The following is a 20,617-nucleotide window of genomic DNA, read 5'->3' on the forward strand; positions in this document are numbered from 1 at the left end:
GGGCGATTTCCCATTCCGAATCCGTCAGGTCGCTTGCCTAACATGCCGTCCGGCGTGCATAGTCGCGTCGGAGGAGTTCGTCTCAGGTTGAGGTGAGTCCTATCGAGCCTTCGCAATCTCGATGGAATCACAGCTTCTTGAAATTCCTCCACTTTTTTCGAGGGGGCCTTCAGGTATTTTTGCTCGATGCACGCTCAAGGGGTTTTAGGATGATGCCATATGCATGCTCACCGGTTCGGCCGAAGCGCGGGGAAGGTCTGCCTTGAGCACGAGCGCAAATTTCCTCCCGCGGACGCGAATTCAGGCCGAAAAGCATAACATCATTCTTGAAGCGGCGTTGGATGTTTTTTCGCTGCACGGCTTCCGTGGCTCCACGATAGATCAGATTGCCGCTGCGGCGGGCATGTCCAAGCCCAACCTGCTGTATTATTTCCGCCGGAAAGAGGACATTCATAACGCCCTGATCCAGCGCCTCCTTGACGATTGGCTGCAGCCGCTGCGCGAATTGGACGAGACCGGCGATCCTGTCCGCGAATTGCGCCATTACATCAGGCGCAAGGTGGAAATGGCGCGCGACGCCCCGCGCGAGAGCAGGCTTTTCGCCAACGAAATCCTTCAGGGCGCGCCCCACATCATGGGTATGCTCCGAGACCAGTTGAAGCCGCTGGTCGACGAGAAAGTGAAGATCATCGAGGGGTGGATGAAGGCGGGACGTATGGTTCAAACCGACCCTTATCACCTGATATTCTCAATCTGGGCGACGACGCAGCACTATGCGGATTACGATGTGCAGGTCCGCGCCGTTCTCGGCCCGGGCCGGGACGGCGATCGTCGCTTCGAGGACGCGACGCAGTTCCTTGAGCTGCTCTATCTCAACGGACTGGGCCTCCGGAGCTAGAGCGCGTTCCGATCAGACGGAATCGTCTGATCGACAAGAATTCGCTCAAAATAGAGAGTTAGCGCATGTCATCGTTTCCGTGAAATGATGACATGCGCTAACTGGAGCATTCTGTTGCTTCTACGTCTCTCGGAAGGCGGGTTCGGGCAGAGGGTATCCCGTCAAGGGTCCGTTCATGGGTGGTCCTGGACGGATTCACTGGTTCGACCCGGATCTGCGGTGTTTGTGTTGTTCAATATCCAATAACATTTCACAATATGCCTTTTAATTACAATATGATACGGGGCGCGAAAAAAGGACTTGTTTCGAAATAAACGGCGTGTGTTAATCATGGGAAATAAGGGGAATCCTGGGCCATGAGCGTCCGCGTCGTGGTGAGCGCGCCTGACTTTCCGGCTTGTTGGATCATTCTACCATCAATCTGCCATTCAGGGCGGCGTCACGTCTTCTTCGTTTGCACAGGACATGTCTTCCATGTGCATCGATCGCTGGTGGATCGTTGAGGGAGCATCAATTCCCCTGCGTGTGAATGCCAACCTGGCCCAAGCCGGACTGCCTACCTGCTGACAGGTTCAAGAAACAAGGAACACCAAGATGTTGATCGGAGTGCCCAAGGAGATCAAGACGCACGAGTACCGGGTCGGTCTGACGCCGGCCGCCGTGCGCGAGTACACTGCTGCCGGCCACGGCGTCGTCGTCGAGCAAGAAGCCGGCGCGGGCATCGGCGCTTCGGACGAGGTTTACCGGAAGGCGGGAGCTCGGGTCGCCGATACGGCGGAGGAGGTTTTCGCCGAGGCCGACATGATCGTGAAGGTCAAGGAGCCGCAAGCTGCCGAATGGCGCCGCCTGCGCGAGGGGCAAATCCTCTTCACCTATCTTCATCTCGCTCCGGACCCCGATCAGACGAAGGGGCTTATGGAGTCCGGCGTCACCGCAATCGCCTACGAGACTGTAACGGACGCACAAGGCGGTCTTCCCCTGCTCGCACCGATGAGCGAGGTGGCCGGCCGGTTGTCGATCGAAGCGGCAGGCAGCGCGTTGAAGCGATATGCAGGGGGGCGCGGACTGCTTATCGGGGGCGTGCCTGGTGTGAAGCCGGCCAGGATCATCGTCATCGGCGGCGGCGTCGTCGGCACCCATGCGGCGCGCATGGCCGTCGGTCTTGGCGCTGACGTCACGATCTTCGATCGCTCGCTGCCGCGCTTGCGGCAACTGGACGAGCTCTTCGAAGGCAGGGTTCGAACCCGTTTCGCTACGATCGACGCGATCGAAGAGGAGGTCTTCTCGGCGGATGTCGTCATCGGCGCCGTGCTCGTGCCCGGCGCGAGTGCGCCGAAGCTGGTCACCCGCGAGATGCTGGGCTCCATGCAGCCCGGAGCGGTCCTGGTGGACGTCGCAATCGACCAGGGGGGATGTTTCGAGACTTCGCATGCAACGACCCACGCCGAACCCACCTATGAGTGCGAGGGCATCATCCACTACTGCGTTGCGAACATGCCGGGAGCGGTGCCGCTGACGTCGAGCCACGCGCTGAACAACGCGACCCTGCCCTTCGGGCTCGCGCTCGCCAACAAAGGCCTCGCCGCGGCGCTTGAGAACCCGCATCTGCTGGACGGCCTCAACGTTCATCGGGGCCGTCTGACGAACAAAGCGGTCGCCGACAGTCTCGGCCTCGACTACTCGCCGCCCGCCTCCGCAGTCGCGTCATAGGGCGAGCCCGGACAGGACATCCATCCCCAAGTCCAGCATGCGCTGCGAGAGATGGCCGACAAGCTCGAGGCCAACGTATCCTGCGATGAGGTTTCGCGCCGGAGGACATCGCTCCGAGTGCGCGCAAGCCGGTGTCGCCCATGGTATTCGGCGCCCATGTCATCGGCCCGCGACGGCAAGTCCATTGGCAACATGCCGTTCTGCAAGGACGGAACCATGATGCTGCTGGGCGGCGTAAAGAAAGACCAAGGAAATCGTCAAGGCGATTGCGGAGTAAACAGACTTCCCGTCAGTCGGTCGTCCAAAGCGACGACCGACGCGACATGCCTTTGGCGATTGGCATTCGAACGCTGTATAGCGTCTTCCTCAAGTTTGCGGATGGTAAATCCCGCAGCAGACGGCCCTGCCGCACAATCAGATGCCGCTTGTCAGGCAGTCACTCGAATACCGTTCCCAAAGGCGTTCATCTCCATTGGCGGGCAATTTTGGCCGACGTGAATTCTTGATGCAAGCTCAATAAAATCAATAAGTTATTATTAAAGTTACTGATCATCGACTTTTTGCCACGCAAATTCATTGACATTTTTTTCCAATTGGTCAACTTTTGAAGAAATGAAAGAGTGTGGAGAATGCCGGGCTGTTGGCGGCATCCGTAACCGCACTGACTTCCAAGAGAGAGACGGCACGGCGGCACAGGGGAGCCGCCCGATTGTCCCATTTTCCCGATCCTTATGGGTCTGAGGGAGAGATCGCGGTTGCGGCGAGGGAAACTGGCCATCTGCCGATAGGCTAGTCAGGCTTAGAAAGTCCTGCTGCCGGTTGTCCTAGGCAACGTCAAGTCGTCTCACAGCATGAGGGGACAGCAAGAGGGGAATGGTGCAGAGGTTGCACCTCTGCGATGTCCACGGATGATAGATAAAGGGGGAGAATGTCGTATGGCCGGAAACTTTTTCCCAGTATGGACGCTGTCGAAATCCGATGCGGGAGCGGTGGTTGCTCCGGATGAACGTTTGCCATGGCCCCAGATGATCGCAATGGGGGCACAACACGTCGTCGCGATGTTCGGCGCGACGGTGATCGCTCCGCTCCTGATGGGGTTCGATCCCAATGTGGCGATATTGATGTCCGGGGTTGGCACCCTGATCTTTTTCGTTGTCGTCGGCGGACGCGTGCCCAGCTATCTGGGCTCGAGTTTCGCGTTCATCGGCTCGGTGATCGCCGCGACAGCCTATGCGGGCCAGGGGCCCAATACCAATATCGGTCCCGCCTTGGGCGGGATCATTGCCTGTGGCGCCCTCTATGCCGCTATCGGGCTTCTCGTCATGCTGACCGGCACCAAATGGATCGAGAAGCTGATGCCGCCGGTCGTCACGGGTGCCGTGGTCGCGATCCTCGGTCTCAATCTCGCCGGTGTCGCCATCAAGAGTGTGGGCGTCGACGTCTTCGACACGCTCTTTGCGCTGTTCACCATCGTCGCGGTCGGTTTCGTCGCGGTCTCGATGCTGGGATTGACCCGCCGGCTGATGCTTCTCGTCGGTGTTCTCGTATCCTACGCGCTCTATGTTGTCTTCGCGAATGTTGGCGGTTTCGGCAAGCCCGTCGATTTCAGCGCCGTGGCGAATGCCCCGTGGTTCGGCGTGCCGACCTTTTCCGCACCGACCTTCACGGTGACGGGCGTGACGCTGATCGTTCCCATCGCGCTCATCCTCGTCGCGGAGAACCTCGGTCACGTCAAGGCGGTCGCGGCCATTACGGGCCGCAATCTCGATCGCTACGTGGGGCGCGCCTTCCTCGGCGACGGCATCGCGACGATGGTGTCCGGATCCTGCGGCGGAACCGGCGTCACGACCTATGCCGAGAATATCGGCGTGATGGCGGTGACGAAGATCTACTCCAGCCTGGTGTTCGTGATCGCCGCATTCATGGCGCTCGTGCTGGGTTTCTCACCCAAGTTCGGTGCAGTCGTCATGACCATTCCGGCTCCCATTCTGGGCGGGGTTTCAATTGTCGTGTTCGGCCTGATCGCCGTCGCCGGCATGCGGATCTGGATGAATCATTCCGTGAACCTTACCAGCAATCGAAACCTGATCGTGGCATCGGCGATCATGATCATGGGGACCGGTGATTTCACCCTCCATATCGGATCGTTCTCCCTCGGCGGCATCGGCACGGCCACGTTCGGAGGCATCGCTCTCAACGCGCTGCTGAGGGCGTTCGAGCGCGGCGATGAAGAGGGCGAGATCGAGGACGGCGAAATCATCGCAGCCGAGGAAGGACTGCCCGTCAGGTAGCAGAAGACACGGGGCGAGCCCGGCAGCAGCGCCTCCAGGGCAACGAGGCGCTGACTGTGCGGCCTGAAGGACGAGCAAGGGGCGCGATATGGCAGAGCAACGCATCCCGGGTTTCTGTGCACTGTGTAAGTCCCGGTGCGGTTCCGTCATGGTGACGCGGGACGGCAGGTTCATTGCGCAGGAAGCAAATCCCGAGCATCCGACCGGGATGTCGCTTTGCGTGAAGGGCAAAGCCGCCCCGGAACTCATCTATAACGAAGATCGGCTGCTCTACCCGCTCATGCGCACGAACCCGAAGGGCAGTGCCGATCCGGGCTGGAAGCGTATCAGCTGGGACGAAGCACTCGACCGGACTGCAAATGAGCTCGCCAGAATTCGTGATACCTACGGGGCGGAGGCCGTCGTTATCGGCCTTGCCACTCCCAGTGGAACGCCCATTTCGGATGATATCCGCTGGATCGAGCGTTTCGCCAATGCGTTCGGCACGCCGAATTCCGCTGACGGCACCGAACTCTGCAACTGGCACAAGGACCATGCGCACGCCTATACCTACGGACGGGGCATATCCTCTCCGGATTTTGCGCAAACGAACTGCGTCGTGCTGTGGGGACACAATCCGAGCGCGACATGGCTCGACCATGCCACCGCGACGGTTGCCGCGAAGGCGCGGGGCGCCAAGCTCGTCGTCATCGACCCGCGTCGCGTCGGATTTGCGCCAAGGGCCGATCAATGGCTGAGGGTTCGGCCGGGATCGGATGGCGCTCTTGCGCTCGGCCTGGCAAGATCGATGATCCGGAACAAGTGGTTCGACGAAGACTTCATTCGTGATTGGTCGAGCGGTCCGTTTCTGGTCCGGCCGGATACGGGACGGTTCCTGCGCATCCGGGATCTTCCCTCCGTCTTCCCGGACAGCGATCCGGACGACCTCGTTGCGCAGGACGCAACATCGGGCGAGCTCGTCCCGTACTCCCCGAAGACCGGATCCTACGCGCGCCCGCAGATCGAACCCGACCTCTGGGCGAGGGGGGAGGTTGACTCGCGCGACGCGGGCCGCATCGTCTGCATGTCGGCCTTCTCTCTCTACGCCAAGCTGTGCGACGACTATCCGCCGGAAGTCGTCGAGCGGATCTGCTGGATCCCGGCTGAACAAGTCGACGCCACGGCAAAACTCATCGCGACCTCGGGCCCCGTCTGCTACTACGGCTGGACCGGCATTGGCCAGCACACCAACGCGACGCAGACGGATCGCGCCATCGCCCTGTGCATGGCGCTCACCGGCAGCTTCGACGCGCCGGGCGGCAACGTCGTCTACGCCAAGCCGCCTGCATTTTCGGTCGCGCGTCCGGACCTGATGTATCCCGAGCAGCGGGCCAAATGCATCGGCCTCAAGCAGTCGAAGCTCGGCCCGGCGAAGGACAACTGGATCGGTTCCCATTCAATGTACGACGCGATCCTGGAAGGCGACCCCTATCGGATCCGTGCCCTGGTCGGTTTCGGCCGAAACTTCCTCGTCAATCATCCCAATGTCCAGCGCGGAGCGGAGGCGCTCCGCAAGCTCGAGTTCCATGTCCAGACGGATGTGACGCTGACGCCGACCGCCTCCTACGCCGACATCGTGCTGCCGATTTGCACGCCGTGGGAAAGGAGCGCGCTGCGCGTCGGGTTCGAAGGCAGCGATCGAGCCGAGCGGCTGGTGCAATTCAGGCAGGCCGCCATCGAGCCGCTCGGCGAAAGCCGCCCGGATGCCTTCGTTGTCTTCGAACTGGCAAAGAGGCTCGGCCTGAAGCACCTCTTCTGGAACGGGGACATCGATGCCGGGCTCGAATACATCCTCAAGCCGCTCGGTCTGACGCTCGATGATCTGCGAAAGAACCCGAACGGCATAGCCGTCGCGGAGCAGACGAAATTCAGACGCTATCTGGCAGAAGGGTTCAGGACGGCGACGGGCAAGGTTGAGATCTATTCGGAAGTCTTCGCGAACGAGGGGCATGATCCGCTCCCGCGCTTTGTCGAGCCGTATCTGAGCCCCATGAAGGACGGCGACGGAAAATACCCGCTGATTCTGATGTCGGCGAAAGTCGTTCACTACCGGCACAGCCAGGATCGGCAGGTTGCATCCTTGCGCAAGCGTCAGCCGGACCCGGAGGTCACGGTTCATCCCGATCTGGCGAAGGCCCGATCGCTCGCAGAAAACGAGTGGGTCGAGATCACCACGCCCCACGGCACCGCGCGAATGCGGCTGAAATTCGATTCATCCCTGCATCCGCGGGTCGTGTGCGCGCAATACGGCTGGTGGCAGGGCAACAAGGCGCTGGGGCTGAGGGGGTTCGACCCCTTCTCCCCGGACGGCGCCAACTTCAATCGGCTCATATCGGACGAGAAAACCGACCCGATCAGCGGCGGCGCGCCGCTGCGCTCGTATCTGTGCGACATCCGCAGATTCGTCGACCGGTCGGAGCGCTCACCGACATTGGCTGCCGCAACCAGCGGGTAGGACGCGTATGGGCAACCACGATCGTGCAGCTCGCAAAGGCGAGACGTCGACATCATGCAGCGAGAGCGCGGCCATGCCGGCGCGGGTGCTTGCTCTGTGGCTCGCCGGAGAAGCGGGCGAACGCGCGAGCGGGCGGGAAAGCTGCAACACGGCGATCGTCGCGGAGGCCGCCGCCGACCCCGACCGGGCACTGCTTCACTACCCGCAGTTCCACTATACCGCCTGGCAGCGCGACTTGCCGGAACGCGCCGACCTGTTCGTCCCCGGCGCGTTCGGAGAGAATCTGTCGGCCGATGTTCTGGGAGAGGCTGACGTCTGTGTCGGAGACAAGGTCCGGATCGGCTCGGCGCTGTTGCAGGTCACCCAGCCATTCCAGCCGAACTACCTTCTCGATACCCGGCTGAACCACCCCTCCGTCTCCCGGAAGGCATTGGAAACGCTGCGGACGGGCTGGCATTACCGGGTTCTCGAGAACGGCAGTTTCAACCTCGGGAGCGCACTCGAGATCATCGAGCGGCCGCATCCGGATTGGCCGCTGTCGCGTGTGCTGCACTACTTCCATGAAGAGACGACGAACCGGCAGGCGCTGGAGGAGCTGTCGGCGCTGGCGGGACTTGCGCCAGCCATGCGGAAGCTCTTCCGGGCGCGATTGAACGATCTCGAACCTGAATTCGATCAGCTCGACAAATTGCCCGCGCCGCCGCGGATCGTTGCCGCCGCTGCATCCGCTTCGAACGTTCCGGACGAGGAAGGATGGATACCTGTTCTGGTCCGCGGCATCATGATCGAGTCGCCCGCCGTGCGCTCGTTCCATCTCGTCCCGGCCGCCGGCGGCAGGCTGCCGAAATCGAAGCCCGGCGCGCATCTCAAGCTCAGGCTTCCGAACAGGCTGATCAGGCATTACTCGCTCTGCAACAACTCGTCGGGTGACGAATACCATATCGCCGTCGGTCGAAATCCCAATAGTGCGGGCGGCTCGGTCTTCCTGCACGAGCAGGTGAAGGTCGGCGATGTGCTTCAGATCGCCGGTCCGGTCAATACATTCCCCGTCGACCGGAAGGCCGAACATCACATCATGATCGCGGGCGGGATCGGCATTACGCCGTTCCTGTCGATGATCGATCACTTCGAGCGCTTGTCGATCAGCTACAAGCTGCATTTCTGCACGCGCAGCGAGAAGGACACTCCCTTCTACAAGCGCCTGTCTTGCCTGCCCGCCAACCGGATCAGCTTTCATCATGACGGCGGCGAGCCGAGGAACGGCATCGACCTGAACGCGGTTCTCTCGGATCTCGACCCGGACGCGCATGTCTATTGCTGCGGCCCGAACGGACTGATGCGCGCCGTCGAGGGCGCGACCAGCCATCTCGACCGGAAGCGCGTTCATTTCGAGTCGTTCGTCTCGGCGCCGGCGACGCAGAACGCCTTCAGGGTCAAGATCGAGTCGACCGGTCAGATCTTCCCGGTCGGGCCCGATCAGACGATCCTGCAGGTTCTCCGCGACAATGGCATCAATGTCGACTCCCAGTGCGAGGCCGGCTCGTGCGGGACCTGCATCGTGCAGTATTCGCAGGGCGACGTGCTGCACAAGGATTTTGCCCTGAGCCCGGAGGAGCGCAAGACATCGCTCATGGTGTGCGTCTCACGGGCCACCTCCGACCTGCTGACCCTGAAGCTGTAGCACGGGGCGCAAACCGGGCGATCTGAACATTGCCGAGGAATGGATACTGGCATGGGACCTTATGGCAATCTGATACTTTGCATCCTGGCTGTCGGTGCGGGCATCAGTTCGGCAGCCCAGCATCTCCTCAACATGAATCTTCGATTTGGCCTGGGGTCGCCGTGGTGGGCCGGCCTCGTCAGCTATCTCACCGGCACCGTCGCGATGCTTGCAGTCGTCCTTATGTCCGGCAGTTCCTGGTCGTCGAATGTCGTGTCGGCAAACACCCCGTGGATTTCATGGGTGGGGGGTGTGTTCGGGGCCATCTTCGTAGGCACCATGATCCTCATCACCCCGCGCCTTGGGCTCGCGACGGTTCTGGCCCTGGTCGTGGTGGGGCAGATGGTCGGAGCGATGGCGTTCGATCATTTCGGCCTGCTCGGCGTTCCCCAGCAGCCTGCGAGCTCGACCCGCATCATCGGTGCCGGCCTGCTCGTGCTCGGGGTCGTGCTGATCCGCGGTTAGAGCATGTTGTCCTTTCACGGAAACGGCAACATGCTCTAACTTATTGATTTTGAGGAAATTCTTGTCGTTCAAACGATTCCGTTTGAACGGAAAGCGCTCTAGAGCGGGTTGCATAGTTCCCCTGTCTCGAAGATGGCGATCTCGTGTTGCAGCCATTCCAGAAAACGCGCGACGGGCGGGTGGGAGCGCTTGCGTAGCGGACAGACGAAGTAATAGGCGCTCTGGCTTTCAACCGGCCAATCGAACGCGACGGTCAGCTGGCCGGTGGCCAGTTCGCTCGCGATCAGGAAGACAGGCATCAGCGCGACGCCGAGACCGCCGCTGCACGCCTGGGAAACGCTGATGAACTGTTCGAACCGCATGCCCTCCCGGTAGGGTTCCGCAATCCCCAAGCTGGCGAACCAGTGCTGCCAGGCGTTCGGCCGCGACGCCATTTCCAGAAGCGGCATCTTCAGGAGGTCACGCGCGGAGGGGAGCGGATTGTCGGCGAGGAACGCCGGGCTGCATACCGGTATGACCGTTTCACGCATCAGAAACTGGCAATGACACCCCGGCCAGTCCGGCTGGCCGATGTGGATCGCCGCATCGAGCCCTTCCGCATCGAGGTCGCAATGCCCTATCCGCGTCGCGAAATTGATGGTGATCGCGGGATTGCGCTTCACGAAATCGGGCAGGCGGGGCAGAAGCCAGCGGGTTCCGAACGTCGGCAGGATCGCGAGCGCGAGGGTGCTGGAGGGGTCCTGCGCCATGGCCTCGAGCGACATCAGGCGGATTTGCCGGATGACCTCCGCCGCGTTTTCCGCATAGCGCTTCCCCTTGTCCGTCAGCGTGACTCCCTTGTTGTTGCGGACGACCAGGACGACGCCGAGCTGATCCTCCAGCAGCGACACCTGACGGCTGATCGCGCCTGCCGTCAGATCGAGCGCATGCGCCGCCGCCGAGAAACTGCCGAGCCGCGCCACGGCGTCGAAAGCCGTGAGCGCCGATATCGAGGGGAGGAGACGTCGTTGCGCGAATTCCATCTGCTTTGATTAAAACTGAAAGCACACGGAGTAAATATGATTTGCCTCACGCCTGCCCGGCGCGCAATCTGGAGGCAGAATCAAAGGGGGAGACATGAGCACCACCTCGGCTTTCGTGTGGACGGACGCCTTCCTGCTGGACGACCAGTTGTCGGAAGAGGAGCGTCTCATTCGCGATTCCGCTGCCTCCTTCGCCGGCTCGGAACTGCTGCCGCGCGTCGAGAAGGACTATCTGGAGGAGAGGACGGACCCCGATCTCTTCCGGCTGATGGGGCAGGCGGGCCTCCTGGGCGTCACCTTGCCGGAGAAGTACGGCGCCGCCGGCGCGAGCTACGTCGCCTACGGCCTTGTCGCCCGCGAGGTGGAGCGCATCGATTCCGGCTATCGCTCGATGATGAGCGTCCAGTCGTCGCTGGTGATCTATCCGATCTACACCTATGGCTCGGACGAGCAGCGGGAACGGTATCTGCCCGGCCTCGTGTCCGGGGAGCTCATCGGCTGCTTCGGCCTGACGGAGCCCGACGCCGGTTCCGACCCCGGCGGCATGAAGACCCGCGCCGAGAAGATCGAGGGCGGCTATCGGCTCCACGGTTCGAAAACCTGGATATCGAACGCCCCGATCGCCGATGTCTTCGTGGTATGGGCGAAATCGGCGGCCCACGACGGGCAGATTCGCGGCTTCATCCTTGAAAAGGGCATGAAGGGCCTCAGCGCGCCGAAGATCGGCGGCAAGCTGTCGCTGCGCGCGTCGATCACCGGCGAGGTCGTGCTCGACGGCGTGGACGTGGGCGAGGACGCGCTCCTGCCCAATGTTTCGGGCCTGAAGGGGCCTTTCGGCTGCCTCAACCGGGCGCGCTACGGCATCTCGTGGGGAGCGATGGGCGCGGCGGAGGATTGCTGGCAGCGCGCCCGTCAATATGGTCTCGACCGGCACCAGTTCGGCCGTCCGCTGGCCGCGACCCAGCTCTTCCAGAAGAAGCTCGCCGACATGCAGACCGAGATCGCTCTCGGCCTGCAGGGATCGCTGCGGGTGGGCAGGCTCATGGACGAGGGCAAGTTCGCCCCCGAGATGGTCTCGCTCATCAAGCGCAACAACTGCGGCAAGGCGCTCGATATCGCCCGCATGGCGCGCGACATGCACGGCGGCAACGGCATCCAGATCGAATATCACGTCATGCGCCATGCCCAGAACCTGGAGACGGTCAACACCTACGAGGGCACGCACGACGTGCACGCGCTCATCCTCGGGCGGGCGCAGACGGGGCTGCAGGCCTTCTTCTGACGCCGCAAGCCGATGATCTGATGCAGGGATGGCAGGGAATGGTGCAATCTTCCGGACAATTGCCGCTTGAAGGAATCCGGGTCGTCGAACTGGCCCGCATTCTCGCCGGGCCGTGGGCGGGGCAGACGCTGGCGGATCTCGGGGCGACGGTCGTCAAGGTCGAGAGCCCGGAGGGCGACGACACCCGCCAGTGGGGACCGCCCTTCATCGATGACGGCGCCGAGCGGGCGGCCGCCTATTTCCATAGCTGCAATCGCGGCAAGCACAGCATCACGGCCGATTTCGGCCGGCAGGAGGACCTCGACAGGGTCAGGCGGCTGATCGCCGGCGCCGATGTCGTCATCGAGAATTTCAAGGTGGGCGGGCTGACGAAGTTCGGCCTGGACAGCGCAAGCCTCAGGGCGGCGAATCCGGGGCTCGTCTATTGCTCCATCACGGGCTTTGGCCAGTCCGGTCCCTACGCGCACCGGGCGGGCTACGATTTCATCATTCAGGCCATGTCGGGCATCATGGACCTCACGGGCGCTCCGGACGGAGAGCCGCAGAAGATGGGCGTCGCCTTCGCCGACATCTTCACCGGTCTCTATGCGGTCATCGCCATCCAGTCGGCATTGATGCTGCGGCAGAGGACGGGACGCGGCCAGCATATCGACATGGCGCTGTTCGACTGCATGACGGGCGTGCTCGCCAACCAGGGCATGAACTATCTCGCCTCCGGCATCTCGCCGAAACGCCTCGGCAACGCGCATCCGAACATCGTGCCCTATCAGGTCTTCCCGGTCGCCGACGGCTACATCGTGATCGCCTGCGGCAACGATGCGCAGTTCACGCGGCTCGCGGCCGCGCTCGGCCTGCCGGCGCTTGCCGAGGACGCGAGGTTCCGCACCAACGCCGAACGGGTACGCCATCGCGCGACCCTCGTGCCGCTGCTGTCGGAGCGGACACGCGCGATGACGCGCGCCGGGCTTCTCGCGATCCTGGAGTCCATCGGCGTGCCGGCCGGCCCCATCAACAGCGTCAGCGAGGCTTTCGCGGACCCGCAGCTGCGGCATCGCCAGATGTTCACCGAAGCCGGGGGCATCGGGGGCGCACGCACGCCGATCGTGTTCTCGGATGCTTCCCTGTCGCCGCCGCGCCGTTCGCCGCGGCTCGGCGAGCACGATGACACCGTCGCCGACGGGTGGGATTTCGAATGATCGCGGACCGGCCGCTTTCCACGCGGGAGGCGGCGGTATGCCTAGAGATAGGGCGGCGAGCAGGCGGAGACGACGACGGCCTCCCTGTCGCTGACGTTGCGGAAGCGGTGCGGCACGGAACTGTTGAACAGATAGCTGTCGCCAGCCTTCAGGGTCGCCGTGCGCTCGCCTACCGTCAGCTCGATCTCGCCCGATATCACGATGCCGCCCTCGCTGCCGACGTGTTCCAGCATGGCGGCGCCCGTGTCCGCGCCGGGGTCGTAACGCTCGTAGAGGATCTGGAGATTGTGCGCCCTCGCGTCGCCGACCTGCCGAAAGGACATATGCCCCGTCGGCTTCCCGAGTGTGGTGAAGAGCCTGGAGGTCAGATCGCGCAGGTCTTGCGGCTTGAAGAACACGTCGGCCGGAATGGCGGAATCCGGTTCGAAAAATTCCGACAATGATATACCGAGGCCGCCCAGAATCTTGCGCAAGGATGCTACCGACGGGCTGCTCTTGTTGGTCTCGATCATCGAAATCTGACCGTGCGGCACGCCGGACAGTTCGGCCAACCGTCGCTGGGAGAGGCTCATCCCGATGCGCAGTTCCTTGAGTCTGCCGCCTACGTCGAAGTCCTGCATTCACTCCCCCCTTTTATCGGACAGAGTATCGTCTTGCTGGCTATCTGACAACACGCAGGAAAAGGCTTGCTCATTTTTTTGAACGATGATAGTAGTCAATTCATAGAATCCTGGGGGAACAAAATGATCGTCAAGCTCAGCATGGAAGCGGCTCTCGCCGCTTAGGCAGCCTTTTATGCCGCCACCCGGGCCCATGGGTGCCTGCCGGACCGGAACGGGGGCAGTCATGCCGCGGCCGGGCGGGGCCGGCGTTTGCTCGCCCCGGCTCCCGATGTCATCATGCGGGCGGTGCCGCATCGATGCCTTGCCCGCCATGAGACCATGACGACCATATCGCCCCAGCTGCGAATCAGCCGTTTCCGGCCCGCATCCGATGCCGTGCGGCGCCCGGAAGACGCACCATGAGAGGAAGCCATGTCGACTACATCAACAAGCGACAACGTGCCATCCGCCGCTCCGAACTCCGTCGAGGCGCGCGATATCGCCTATCACCTCCATGCCTATACGAACGCCCGCAAGCATGAGGAGATCGGCCCTCTGGTGATCGACCGCGGCGAGGGCATCCATGTCTACGATCTCGCCGGCAACCGTTACATCGAGGCCCTGGCCGGGCTGTGGAGCGTGGCGGTGGGCTTCGGCGAGAAGCGCCTTGCCGCCGCCGCCGCGCGGCAGTTCGAGAAGCTGCCCTACTATCACGACTTCACCCACAAATCGCATGGTCCGGTCATCGATCTCGCGGAAAAGCTCGTGTCGATGGCGCCCGTGCCGATGAGCAAGGCGTTCTTCACCAATTCCGGCTCCGAGGCCAACGACACCGTCCTGAAGATGATCTGGTACCGCTCCAACGCCCTCGGCCAGCCCGAGCGCAAGAAGGTGATCGTGCGGGAGCGGGCCTATCACGGCGTCACCATCGGCTCCGCCAGCCTCACCGGCCTGCCCAACAACCACAGGTCGTTCGATCTGCCGCTGCCAGGCATCCTGCGCACCGGCAGCCCGCACTTCTGGCGCGATGGGCTGCCGGGCGAGACGGAGGAGGACTTCGCCACCCGCCGGGCCGCCGAACTCGAAGAGCTCATCCTGGCGGAGGGGCCGGAGACGGTCGCCGCCTTCTTCGCCGAGCCGGTGATGGGCGCGGGCGGCGTCGTCGTGCCCCCCGCGACCTATTGGGCGAAGATCCAGGCGGTGCTGCGCAAGTACGACATCCTGTTCGTCGCCGACGAGGTGATCTGCGGTTTCGGCCGCACGGGGCGGATGTTCGGCACCGAAACGTTCGACCTCCAGCCGGACGTCATGGTGGTGTCCAAGGCGCTGTCGTCCTCCTACCTGCCCATTTCTGCGATCATCGCCAACGAGCGCTTCGTCGCGCCCATCATGGACCAGAGCAGCGCCATCGGCACCTTCGGCCACGGCTTCACGGCCGGCGGGCATCCGGTGGCGGCGGCGGTGGCGCTCGAAAACCTCCGCATCATCGAGGAGGACGGGCTGGTGGCGAACGCCGTCGCCAGCGGCAAGCGCCTGCTGGACGGGCTGCATGCGCTTCGCGATCATCCGCTCGTCGGCGAGGTGCGCGGCGTCGGCCTCATCGCGGCCATCGAACTCGTGACCGACAAGGCCGCGAAGAAGGCGCTGGAGCCCGCCGGCGCGCTCGGCGCGCTGGCGAACGCCACCCTGCAGGCCAATGGCGTGATCAGCCGCAGCATGATCGACGTCATCGCCTTCTGCCCGCCGCTGATCATCACCGAAAGCGAGGTAGACGATTTGTTATCGCGGGTTGCGTTGACACTCGATATTGTCGCGAAGCAAGTTTGAATATTGGCAAAAGCCGATATGCGGGCAATGTAAAACAATAGAAACCTGTAAACAGAGGGCTATGACATGAAGAATCGCAGCGTTCTTATCTTCTCCGGCGCACTCATGGTTCTTGCGGCGGCACTCGCCCCGGGGGGAGCCTCGGCCCGCGATCTGACCGTCGTGTCGTGGGGCGGCAACTATCAGGATGCGCAGCGGGAAATCTACTTCAAGCCGTTCGCCGCCGAGGCCGGCAAGCCGGTTCTGGACGAGGCGTGGGACGGCGGCATCGGCATCCTGCAGGCTAAGATCAGGGCCGGAAATCCGAACTGGGACGTGGTGCAGGTCGAGGCGGAGGAGCTTGCGCTCGGCTGCAACGACGGTCTTTTCGAGGAGATCGACTGGGAGAAGCTGGGCGGACGCGACCTCTTTCTCGACACCGCGGTGAACGATTGCGGCGTGGGCGCCATCGTCTGGTCGACGGCGATCGCCTATGACGGCGACAAGCTGCAAGAGGGGCCGCAGTCGTGGGCGGATTTCTGGGACACGGCGAAGTTCCCCGGCAAGCGCGCGCTGCGCAAGGGACCCAAATACACGCTGGAGTTCGCCCTGCTCGCCGATGGCGTGCCGGTCGAGGAGGTCTATGACGTGCTCGCCACGCCCGAAGGCGTCGACCGCGCCTTCAACAAGCTCGACGAGCTGAAGCCGAACCTGGTGTGGTGGGAGGCGGGCGCCCAGCCGCTGCAGCTGCTCGCCTCCGGCGAGGTCGCCTTCACGAGCGTCTACAACGGCCGCATCACCGGCATCAACCGGTCCGAGGGCAAGAACTTCAAGCTCGTATGGCCGGGCAGCATCTATGCCGTCGATAGCTGGGTGATCCTCAAGGACGCCGAGAACAAGGACGCCGCCATGGATTTCATCGCCTTCGCCAGCAAGCCCGAGAACCAGTCGAAGCTGCCCGAGTACATCGCCTACGGCCTGCCCCTGAAGGCGGCGGCGGAGGCCGTGCCGCCCGAGCTTCAGGCCGACCTGCCGACCGCGCCCGCCAACCTGGAGCACGCGCTCGCGCTCGACGTCGATTTCTGGATCGACAACGCCGAGGCCCTGACCCAGCGCTTCAACGCGTGGCTCGCCCGCTGAGGGACGCGCAAGCCGCGCCGCGCGGAGAGCCGTCCGCGCGGCATCGGAGGGCAGGCTTTCAGGGGCGGATGGTCCCAGCCTCTAGTTGCCGAAAAGGAGCGGACCCATTGGCGATTCCACGCATCCGTTTCGATCAGATCACGAAATCATATGGCGGCCATCGGGTGATAGACGGTCTCTCGCTCGATATCGCGAAGGGAGAGTTCATCAGCCTGCTCGGCCCGTCGGGCTCCGGCAAGACGACGCTCCTGATGATCCTCGCGGGCTTCGAGGCCGCGACCGGCGGCGGGGTGTGGCTCGACGGCGAGCGGATCGACCACCTGCCGCCGCACCGGCGCGACATGGGCGTGGTGTTCCAGAACTACGCCCTGTTCCCGCACATGACGGTGGCGGAGAACATCGCCTTCCCCCTGCAGATGCGGGGCCTGAGGAAGGCGGAGATCGCGGAGCGGGTCAGGCGCGCCCTCGACATGGTCCAGCTCGGCGCCATGAGCGGGCGCTACCCGGCGCAGCTGTCCGGCGGCCAGCAGCAGCGCATCGCGCTCGCCCGCGCGCTGGTGTTCGAGCCCGCCGTCGTGCTCATGGACGAGCCGCTCGGCGCCCTCGACAAGCAGCTGCGGGAGCAGATGCAGCTCGATATCCGCAAGCTGCACATGCGGCTCGGACTCACCGTGGTCTTCGTCACGCACGACCAGTCCGAGGCGCTGACCATGTCCGACCGCATCGCGGTGTTCAACAAGGGCGTGATCGAGCAGATCGGCACCCCGCGCGAGATCTACGACCACCCGGCGACACGCTTCGTGGCCGAGTTCATCGGTGAAACCAATCTCATCGAGGGAACCGTCGAACGGGTCGAGGGCGAGACAGCGACGGTGCGCCTGCCGGGCGGGGGCGAGATCGGCGTGCCCGCCGGCAAGGCCGCGACCGCCTCGGCCAGCGTGCTCGTCTCGGTGCGCCCCGAGCGCATCCACCTCGGCACCGACGCGGGCGGCCGGCGCAACGCCCTGCACTCCACCATCGTCGACAGCGTCTATCAGGGCGATCACCTCAGGGTGCAGCTCGACGACGGCGCGCACGGCTTCATCGTGCACTCCGACCGCAGGACGGGCGAATGGATGCCGGGCGCACCCGTCGTCGCCTCCTTCCAGCCCGACGATTGCTGGGTGATCGCGCCATGAGCGACGTCAGCTACCGACAACGGCTCGGGGCGCTGGCACTCATCGCGCCGCTGGTGATCTTCATCGGCGTGTTCTTTGTCTGGCCGCTCCTGACCATGCTGAAGGAATCCGTGTCGGACGCGACCGTCAGCCGCGCCCTGCCGACCATGGTCGAGGCCGCGGCCGACTGGGACCGGCAATCTCCTCCGACACAGGCCATGCAGGCCGCCCTCGTCACGGATCTGCGCGGGATCGACGATCAGCAACTCTTCGGCGATCTCGTGCGGCGCCTCAACAGCGCGCAGGCGGGCTTCCGCACCCTGCTGCCCAAGACGCGCACCGCCGTCGTCAAATCCCGCGACACGGTCGCGCCCGAAGCGGTCGATCTGGAGGAGATCGACCGGCGCTGGAACGATCCGGTCTACTGGCGGGCCATCGCCTCCACGCTTTCGCCATTCACCGACCAGCACCTTCTTGCCGCCGTCGATCTCGGCCGGGACAGCACGGGGGCCATCGTCGTGCTCGGCGCCCATGAATCGGCCAATCTCACCATCCTGCTGCGCACGTTCCAGGTCTCGGCGACGGTGACGCTGGTCTGCCTCGCCATCGGGCTGCCCTATGCGATGCTGGCCGCCGCCATGACAGGGTGGCGGCGCCAGGTCCTGCTCGGCGCGGTGCTGCTGCCGCTGTGGACCTCGCTGCTGGTGCGCACGGCGTCGTGGTACATCCTGTTGCAGGACAACGGCCTCGTCAACGACATGCTTCAGTCGCTCGGGCTGACGGATGCGCCCCTGCGGCTCATCTTCAACCGCGTCGGCGTCGTCATCGCCATGGCGCACATCCTGCTGCCGTTCATGGTGCTGCCGATCTACAGCGTCCTTATCACCATTCCGAAGACGCTGATGCCGGCCGCGGCGTCGCTCGGGGCGAATCCGCTGCGCGCGTTCCTGCGGGTGCTGCTGCCGTTGAGCCTGCGCGGCATCGCCTCCGGCACGCTGCTCGTGTTCATGGCCGCGATCGGCTACTACATCACGCCGGCGCTCATCGGCGGCGCGCAGGACCAGATGATCTCGTCCGTGATCGCGTTCTACGCCACCGGCTCCGCCAACTGGGGCATGGCGGCGGCGCTGGGCATCGTGCTGCTGGCGGCGACGCTGCTGCTCTATGCAGTCTACGGCTGGCTTTCCTCCGACAAGACGGCGAGGGCGTGAGCGATGCTGAAAACGATGCAGCTTCTTTTCGGCGTGGCGGCGGTGTTCTTCCTCATCGTCCCGCTCATCGCCATCCTGCCGCTGGCCTTCACGTCCGGGGCGTTCCTCACCTATCCGATGCCGGGCTTCTCGATGCGGTGGTTCGACGAGCTCGTCACGGCCGATGCCTGGCGGCGCTCCATCGTCAACAGCCTCGTGATCGGGTTCGGCACCACGGTTCTCTCGACGCTGCTCGGCACCCTGGCTGCGCTGGGTCTGCGCGGGCGCGTGGCGCTCGGCGGGCTGTTCCGGACGATGTTTCTGCTGCCCATGGTCGTGCCGGCGGTGGTGCTCGGCGTCGGCATGCAGATTCTGTTCGTGCGGTTCGGCCTCGCCAATTCCTATTTCGGCGTCATCGCGGCCCATACCGTGGTCGCGATCCCCTTCGTGGTGGTGAGCGTTTCCGGCTCGCTCGCGGGCATCGACCGGCGGGTGGAGCGGGCGGCGCTCAGCCTCGGCGCCTCTCCCCCGACGGTGCTGCGGCGGGTGACGCTGCCGCTGGCGATGCCGGGGATCGCGTCGGGGGCGGTGCTGGCCTTCGCCACGTCGCTGGACGAGGTCGTGCTGACGCTGTTCGTCGCCGGCCCCAACCAGCGCACGCTGGCGCGCCAGATGTTCTCGACGATCCGCGAGAACATCAGCCCCGCGATCGCCGCCGCCGCCTTCCTCTTCATCGTCGGCACGCTGCTCGCCGCCGCCATCGCCATCGTCCTGAAGCAGCGGAGGCAGCGGCGCATCGGCGTGGCATGAACCGGATCGGACGGCGGGCTAGATGATCGCCCTGCGCACCCGCGCCGAGACCCATTCGGAGACGATGACCGTCGCGAGGATGACGATGAAGATCATGGTCACCTGCGGCCACGCCAGCACGTTGAGCGAGGCCTGCAGGTTGAGGCCGAGCCCGCCCGCGCCCACGAGCCCCAGGATGGCGGATTCGCGGATGTTGATGTCCCAGCGGAACACCACCGAGCCGATGAACGACGGCAGCACCTGCGGCACGATGGCGTAATCGATGACCTGCAGCGGGGTCGCGCCCGTTGCCGAGACGGCCTCGACCTGGCTTTCGTCGATCTCCTCGATCGCCTCGTAGAGCAGCTTGCCGATGAAGCCGATGGAGCGCAGCGCGATGGCGATGATGCCGGCGAGCATCCCCGGCCCCAGGATCGACACCAGCAGCAGCGCCCAGATCAGCGAGTTGATCGACCGCGAGGCGACGATGATGAAGAGCGCCAGCGGCCGCGCCACGAAGTGGCTCGGCGTCGTGTTGCGGGCGGCGAGGAAGGCGATCGGCACGGCGATGGCGGTGCCGAGGAGGGTGCCGAGCGTCGCCATGTTGAGCGTGTCCCACAGCGGCTTCCACAGGTTGCCGAGGTAGGACCAGCGCGGCGGGAAGGCGCGGGAGAGGATGTCGGCCCCCTGCGTCGGCGCGTCGTAGACGAAGATCCACATCGTGTCCTTCGTCATCACCTGCCAGCAGAAGACGAAGAACGCGACGAGCGCGAGCCAGGCCGCAAAGCCCAGGATCTCCCGCGCCGGCGTATGGCGGCGCCAGATACGCCCGCCGTCTGTGGTCGTGACCGGCAT

General features: G+C 63.9%; 17 protein-coding genes. 13 read left to right on the top strand and 4 right to left on the bottom strand.

Annotation, left to right across the window (positions count from 1 at the left end; genetic code table 11):
• The first annotated feature begins 262 nt into the window (after window positions 1–262).
• Window positions 263–898 (top strand): TetR family transcriptional regulator C-terminal domain-containing protein, encoded by a 636-nt coding sequence (locus ACUSIJ_RS13030; protein ID WP_449308835.1) that lies wholly within the window; start codon window positions 263–265, stop codon window positions 896–898.
• Between the two features lie 594 nt (window positions 899–1,492).
• Window positions 1,493–2,608 (top strand): alanine dehydrogenase, encoded by a 1,116-nt coding sequence (gene ald, locus ACUSIJ_RS13035; RefSeq protein ID WP_449308836.1) that lies wholly within the window; start codon window positions 1,493–1,495, stop codon window positions 2,606–2,608.
• Between the two features lie 463 nt (window positions 2,609–3,071).
• On the opposite strand, the gene ACUSIJ_RS13040 is transcribed toward ald, so the two are convergent.
• Window positions 3,072–3,326, bottom strand: coding sequence for a hypothetical protein (locus ACUSIJ_RS13040; RefSeq protein ID WP_449308837.1), 255 nt, complete (start codon window positions 3,324–3,326; stop codon window positions 3,072–3,074).
• A 217-nt stretch (window positions 3,327–3,543) separates the two neighbouring features.
• On the opposite strand from ACUSIJ_RS13040, the gene ACUSIJ_RS13045 reads away from it, so the two are divergent.
• The 4 genes from ACUSIJ_RS13045 to ACUSIJ_RS13060 all read left to right on the top strand — a co-directional run bounded on the left by ACUSIJ_RS13045 (window position 3,544) and on the right by ACUSIJ_RS13060 (window position 9,578).
• The gene (locus ACUSIJ_RS13045; protein ID WP_449308838.1) at window positions 3,544–4,899 is read left to right on the top strand and encodes a solute carrier family 23 protein; all 1,356 of its coding nucleotides are present in this window, start codon (window positions 3,544–3,546) and stop codon (window positions 4,897–4,899) included.
• An 88-nt stretch (window positions 4,900–4,987) separates the two neighbouring features.
• Window positions 4,988–7,393, top strand: coding sequence for a molybdopterin-containing oxidoreductase family protein (locus ACUSIJ_RS13050; protein ID WP_449308839.1), 2,406 nt, complete (start codon window positions 4,988–4,990; stop codon window positions 7,391–7,393).
• A 7-nt stretch (window positions 7,394–7,400) separates the two neighbouring features.
• Complete coding sequence (locus ACUSIJ_RS13055) at window positions 7,401–9,074, top strand: MOSC domain-containing protein (protein WP_449308840.1); 1,674 nt, start codon at window positions 7,401–7,403, stop codon at window positions 9,072–9,074.
• Window positions 9,075–9,125: 51 nt separating this feature from the next.
• Complete coding sequence (locus ACUSIJ_RS13060; protein WP_449308841.1) at window positions 9,126–9,578, top strand: DMT family transporter; 453 nt, start codon at window positions 9,126–9,128, stop codon at window positions 9,576–9,578.
• Window positions 9,579–9,676: 98 nt separating this feature from the next.
• Here ACUSIJ_RS13060 and ACUSIJ_RS13065 read toward each other — a convergent pair whose 3' ends face one another.
• Complete coding sequence (locus ACUSIJ_RS13065) at window positions 9,677–10,600, bottom strand: LysR family transcriptional regulator (RefSeq protein ID WP_449308842.1); 924 nt, start codon at window positions 10,598–10,600, stop codon at window positions 9,677–9,679.
• A gap of 94 nt (window positions 10,601–10,694) precedes the next feature.
• On the opposite strand from ACUSIJ_RS13065, the gene ACUSIJ_RS13070 reads away from it, so the two are divergent.
• Entirely contained in the window at window positions 10,695–11,882 is a 1,188-nt protein-coding gene (locus ACUSIJ_RS13070) for an acyl-CoA dehydrogenase (RefSeq protein ID WP_449308843.1), read from the top strand.
• A 38-nt stretch (window positions 11,883–11,920) separates the two neighbouring features.
• Window positions 11,921–13,078, top strand: coding sequence for a CaiB/BaiF CoA transferase family protein (locus ACUSIJ_RS13075; protein WP_449308844.1), 1,158 nt, complete (start codon window positions 11,921–11,923; stop codon window positions 13,076–13,078).
• 41 nt (window positions 13,079–13,119) lie between these two features.
• On the opposite strand, the gene ACUSIJ_RS13080 is transcribed toward ACUSIJ_RS13075, so the two are convergent.
• Entirely contained in the window at window positions 13,120–13,698 is a 579-nt protein-coding gene (locus tag ACUSIJ_RS13080; RefSeq protein WP_449308845.1) for a cupin domain-containing protein, read from the bottom strand.
• 414 nt (window positions 13,699–14,112) lie between these two features.
• Between ACUSIJ_RS13080 and ACUSIJ_RS13085 the strand changes: the two genes are divergently transcribed.
• From ACUSIJ_RS13085 to ACUSIJ_RS13105, 5 genes are all read left to right on the top strand, one after another.
• Window positions 14,113–15,507, top strand: a complete 1,395-nt coding sequence (locus tag ACUSIJ_RS13085; protein ID WP_449308846.1) for an aspartate aminotransferase family protein — start codon at window positions 14,113–14,115, stop codon at window positions 15,505–15,507.
• Window positions 15,508–15,612: 105 nt separating this feature from the next.
• The gene (locus ACUSIJ_RS13090) at window positions 15,613–16,626 is read left to right on the top strand and encodes an ABC transporter substrate-binding protein (RefSeq protein ID WP_449308893.1); all 1,014 of its coding nucleotides are present in this window, start codon (window positions 15,613–15,615) and stop codon (window positions 16,624–16,626) included.
• Window positions 16,627–16,694: 68 nt separating this feature from the next.
• Window positions 16,695–17,804, top strand: coding sequence for an ABC transporter ATP-binding protein (locus tag ACUSIJ_RS13095; RefSeq protein ID WP_449308847.1), 1,110 nt, complete (start codon window positions 16,695–16,697; stop codon window positions 17,802–17,804).
• Window positions 17,801–18,994 (top strand): ABC transporter permease, encoded by a 1,194-nt coding sequence (locus tag ACUSIJ_RS13100; RefSeq protein WP_449308848.1) that lies wholly within the window; start codon window positions 17,801–17,803, stop codon window positions 18,992–18,994. Before ACUSIJ_RS13095 ends, ACUSIJ_RS13100 begins: the two co-directional genes overlap by 4 nt.
• Window positions 18,995–18,997: 3 nt before the next feature.
• Entirely contained in the window at window positions 18,998–19,783 is a 786-nt protein-coding gene (locus ACUSIJ_RS13105) for an ABC transporter permease (protein ID WP_449308849.1), read from the top strand.
• Between the two features lie 18 nt (window positions 19,784–19,801).
• On the opposite strand, the gene phnE is transcribed toward ACUSIJ_RS13105, so the two are convergent.
• Window positions 19,802–20,617, bottom strand: a complete 816-nt coding sequence (gene phnE / locus ACUSIJ_RS13110) for a phosphonate ABC transporter, permease protein PhnE (protein WP_449308850.1) — start codon at window positions 20,615–20,617, stop codon at window positions 19,802–19,804.

This window comes from Pseudochelatococcus sp. B33 (assembly GCF_053570585.1).

What these genes read in the sequence shown, in the direction of transcription:
- ald (WP_449308836.1), top strand. Translation starts at nt 1,493, where the DNA reads ATGTTGATCGGAGTGCCCAAGGAGATCAAGACGCACGAGTACCGGGTC.
- ACUSIJ_RS13065 (WP_449308842.1), bottom strand. Translation starts at nt 10,600, where the DNA reads ATGGAATTCGCGCAACGACGTCTCCTCCCCTCGATATCGGCGCTCACG.
- ACUSIJ_RS13095 (WP_449308847.1), top strand. Translation starts at nt 16,695, where the DNA reads ATGGTCCCAGCCTCTAGTTGCCGAAAAGGAGCGGACCCATTGGCGATT.
- ACUSIJ_RS13090 (WP_449308893.1), top strand. Translation starts at nt 15,613, where the DNA reads ATGGTTCTTGCGGCGGCACTCGCCCCGGGGGGAGCCTCGGCCCGCGAT.
- ACUSIJ_RS13085 (WP_449308846.1), top strand. Translation starts at nt 14,113, where the DNA reads ATGTCGACTACATCAACAAGCGACAACGTGCCATCCGCCGCTCCGAAC.
- phnE (WP_449308850.1), bottom strand. Translation starts at nt 20,617, where the DNA reads ATGCCGGTCACGACCACAGACGGCGGGCGTATCTGGCGCCGCCATACG.
- ACUSIJ_RS13100 (WP_449308848.1), top strand. Translation starts at nt 17,801, where the DNA reads ATGAGCGACGTCAGCTACCGACAACGGCTCGGGGCGCTGGCACTCATC.
- ACUSIJ_RS13105 (WP_449308849.1), top strand. Translation starts at nt 18,998, where the DNA reads ATGCTGAAAACGATGCAGCTTCTTTTCGGCGTGGCGGCGGTGTTCTTC.
- ACUSIJ_RS13040 (WP_449308837.1), bottom strand. Translation starts at nt 3,326, where the DNA reads ATGGGACAATCGGGCGGCTCCCCTGTGCCGCCGTGCCGTCTCTCTCTT.
- ACUSIJ_RS13060 (WP_449308841.1), top strand. Translation starts at nt 9,126, where the DNA reads ATGGGACCTTATGGCAATCTGATACTTTGCATCCTGGCTGTCGGTGCG.
- ACUSIJ_RS13070 (WP_449308843.1), top strand. Translation starts at nt 10,695, where the DNA reads ATGAGCACCACCTCGGCTTTCGTGTGGACGGACGCCTTCCTGCTGGAC.
- ACUSIJ_RS13045 (WP_449308838.1), top strand. Translation starts at nt 3,544, where the DNA reads ATGGCCGGAAACTTTTTCCCAGTATGGACGCTGTCGAAATCCGATGCG.
- ACUSIJ_RS13080 (WP_449308845.1), bottom strand. Translation starts at nt 13,698, where the DNA reads ATGCAGGACTTCGACGTAGGCGGCAGACTCAAGGAACTGCGCATCGGG.
- ACUSIJ_RS13055 (WP_449308840.1), top strand. Translation starts at nt 7,401, where the DNA reads ATGGGCAACCACGATCGTGCAGCTCGCAAAGGCGAGACGTCGACATCA.
- ACUSIJ_RS13050 (WP_449308839.1), top strand. Translation starts at nt 4,988, where the DNA reads ATGGCAGAGCAACGCATCCCGGGTTTCTGTGCACTGTGTAAGTCCCGG.
- ACUSIJ_RS13075 (WP_449308844.1), top strand. Translation starts at nt 11,921, where the DNA reads ATGGTGCAATCTTCCGGACAATTGCCGCTTGAAGGAATCCGGGTCGTC.